Origin of the sequence: Microcoleus sp. C2D2 (assembly GCF_036702495.1) — a bacterium.
In the GTDB taxonomy this organism is placed as follows: Bacteria; Cyanobacteriota; Cyanobacteriia; order Cyanobacteriales; family Microcoleaceae; genus Microcoleus.
Window position 1 is genome coordinate 1 of the sequence record NZ_JAUBTO010000325.1, and the last position, 3,070, is coordinate 3,070.

3 protein-coding genes and 1 pseudogene are annotated in these 3,070 nt (G+C 36.4%); 1 reads left to right on the forward strand and 3 read right to left on the reverse strand.

The window, feature by feature from the left end; all coding sequences use genetic code 11:
- Nucleotides 1–220: 220 nt before the first annotated feature.
- Nucleotides 221–1,243: pseudogene (locus QUB61_RS38685) on the forward strand (IS4 family transposase).
- Between the two features lie 49 nt (nucleotides 1,244–1,292).
- Here the strand turns inward: QUB61_RS38685 and QUB61_RS38690 are convergent.
- From QUB61_RS38690 to QUB61_RS38700, 3 genes are all read right to left on the reverse strand, one after another.
- Entirely contained in the window at nucleotides 1,293–1,673 is a 381-nt protein-coding gene (locus tag QUB61_RS38690) for a transposase (RefSeq protein WP_333136693.1), read from the reverse strand.
- A gap of 213 nt (nucleotides 1,674–1,886) precedes the next feature.
- The gene (locus QUB61_RS38695; RefSeq protein WP_333136691.1) at nucleotides 1,887–2,219 is read right to left on the reverse strand and encodes a helix-turn-helix domain-containing protein; all 333 of its coding nucleotides are present in this window, start codon (nucleotides 2,217–2,219) and stop codon (nucleotides 1,887–1,889) included.
- Entirely contained in the window at nucleotides 2,212–2,352 is a 141-nt protein-coding gene (locus QUB61_RS38700; protein ID WP_333136689.1) for a hypothetical protein, read from the reverse strand. Before QUB61_RS38700 ends, QUB61_RS38695 begins: the two co-directional genes overlap by 8 nt.
- Nucleotides 2,353–3,070: the final 718 nt, after the last annotated feature.

A 3,070-nucleotide genomic window follows, 5' to 3' on the forward strand; every position in this document is an offset into this window, starting at 1 on the left:
GAAAAAACTGAATTAATACCAACTTAATCATGATTAGTGAAGCCCGATTAGTTTGCAACTGATTTAGGATTGCTATATGTAACCCTTAGTTAGTTACCCACGAGTTACCTGTCAGTTACATAGAGCGGTAAGCAGAAGTGTTGAAAGTGAATAAATAAGTGATAAAAGTCGCCCTAAATATGTTAAATTTGGGCTAAAGATGAAAATATATCTGTTAACAATGATTGTAAATCACTTGACCAAGATTGTCAAAGATATCCTCAAAGGGCTACCCAAAAATGATTATCCAGTTTTGAATAGCCGTCTTTTTGTCGAGTGTTGGTTAGCTTATACATTGGATAATAGCTTAACGAGCATGCGTGATTTGTTTAAACGAATAAACCCTACAAGATTTGAGGTTGATATTTCAACCTTTTCCAAAGATAACACTCATCGAAGTCAAGAACCATTCCCAAAAATTTATGAGCAATTGAATCAATTAGTCCAAAAAGAAGCTCACAAAAAGTTGCATAATAAATACGCCATTTGTCCAATTGATTCAACAATTATTACATTAATAAGTAAATTATTATGGCTCCTAGGCTATCATCAAGTTAAACTTTTTAGTGCCCTCAATTTAGCGACAGGGAGTCCTGATAATCACCTCATTAACTTTGGACACGCTCATGATTATAATTTTGGTTCAAAAATGATGTCTAAGCTACCAGTAAACGCTGTGGGAGTAATGGAATTAGGATTTGCCGGGCTAAAATTTATTCAAGAATTAGTCCCAGAGCATAAATATTTTGTGTGGCGGGTTAAAAACAATTGGAAGTTAGAATTTCAGTCGGAGAGTAGGTTAACAAAAATTGGTTCATCAAGCGATGCTCAAGCTTAGAGAATGGTAAATTTTTGTGATGTAGAAACCAAAACAGAGTTTCGCTTAGTCACTAATTTACCGGATGATGGAGACGCTGCAGTTTCGGATGATGAAATTAGGGATATATATCGCTTAAGGTGGGGAGTAGAATTGTTCTGGAAGTTTTTAAAAATGCACCTAAAACTTGATAAATTGATTAGTAAAAGTGTGAATGGTATTACCATACAACTTTATGCTAGCTTAATTGCTTATCTAATTTTACAAGTGATATTTATTCCCGCACAATGGGGTAATAAACTATTAGATAAAGTTCGCTATCTTCAAGCTTGTATGTGTCAGAAAATTAGTTTTGTTCATTGGTTTGAGGAACTCATGTTTTGTTGAAATTTTTACCTGTTTAGCCTTACTCTATTTAAATATGTAAAGTTTTGTATCAGAATTCACCATTTCTGAGCGGTAAGTAACTTATACCAATTTCATAAATTTCTGCTACAGATAGCCCCTCTAATATGAATGGATATCCTGTCAAAGAAGCAATCACTTCGTTAGTTAGCTTTTTCAACTCTTTTTGCACCGCTTCTCTCAATTCTTCTATGCCATCAAATCTTAACCATTTCAATTGTTCCTTGATATACCCCCATAGCCTTTCTATTGGATTCACTTCCGGACTATAAGCCGGCTGAAACAATAAAATTACGTTTTCTGGTAGATTTAGATTCAATGAACTATGAAATCCTCCATTGTCTAGTTGGATGATATGCAAATCATCGGGATAAGCAGCGGCAAATAGCTCTAAAAATTTTTCAAAACACACGGCTCGTCTAGATGGGTGAATTCATAAAAGAATCCCTCTCCTGTTTGAGGCTCTACTATTCCATATAACCACAGATATATAAAGTCCCATTGCACTGCTCCGTGAGGCTTAATGCCTTTGCCAGTTAATTTCCTTCTTTGAATTGTGTGTAGCCCCATTCGACTTTCGTCTTGGCTCCAATAACGAATTTTATGCCACTGCTTTAAAAATCCCTCACTTTGACTCAGGCTGGCTTTTACTAAGGATGGCAGTTTTTTTTAATTCTGCTACTGCACCTTTTTTCTGTTTTTCGCTCACGGGACGTGGCACCTTTAATTTTCCTTTTAGCCGATACCTAGCCCACTGATGTATTGTCTGATATGATACTTTTACTTCACAACAGCTTGTCAACCATTGATGTACTTCTTTGTAGCTACTGAATCCTTCTGGTTCTTGTAATTCCTTTGATAATCTTTCTACCGTTTCTGAATTCATTATTCTCGGTCTTCCCGAACGGGGTTTCTGGAGTAATAATTCTTCTATTCCCCCTTTTCTGTAACTAGACAACCATCTTTGTATTGTGGTACGATGTTTCCCGGCGCCGCACAGCAGCAGACAATACGCTGTCTACCGTTTTGGTTTTAAGCCAATACAGAACTTGTAGTTTTTCGTGGCGCAAAACATCTTTTTCTTTCCTCATAAGAGTCGTCAGCTCTTCTATTGTTTCCAGAATTTCAATCCGAACCCACGACTGACATTTTTCTTCCTTATCTTTAAGAACTGGCTCACAAAAACCATACCTACTAATTGTAGCACTATTTTATGAAACTGGTATAATTAGTGAAGAAGATGCGGAAAAACTTCGAGATATTGCTCTGATTTGGTGGCCCGAATACTACCCAGAGCAACTGCAAGCTCTTCTAACACAAATGTATGCCTGGAAAGCGCCAGGAAATAAATACGAAACGGCTGTGATAGTTCAGTGGTTAGAGGGAGAGGATACGGAGGTTCGCGGTCGAATCAATCAATTGATCTCGCTCAAAAAGAACAATTAGACCATTGAGGAAACACCATGAAAACCGAAGCTTAACTCACAGTTGAACAACAATTCAAAGTCAAAGTTTATGCTAGTCAGGCTCTATCACTTTCTGCGAAAAAATCGCGCACATTTTACTTGTGGAAATGATGCACTATTCCCACGATTAAAGACAACGTAATCAAACATTTATGCTCATCAAAATGCTTAATTAATGCGATGCTAAGACAGCTTGTCAAATTTTACAATGTAGCGCTTGAACCCTGATTCGGTACAGACAACAAAACAAACTTTTAGAAGGTATTTAAGTAGTTAAGCAAAATTAATTACATAATTTTCTCCAAATTCTTTAAGTATTTTTTCCACACATGAAACAAGAGCT

Coding starts and splice junctions, on each gene's coding strand:
- QUB61_RS38700 (WP_333136689.1), bottom strand. CDS start 2,352: ATGAGGAAAGAAAAAGATGTTTTGCGCCACGAAAAACTACAAGTTCTG.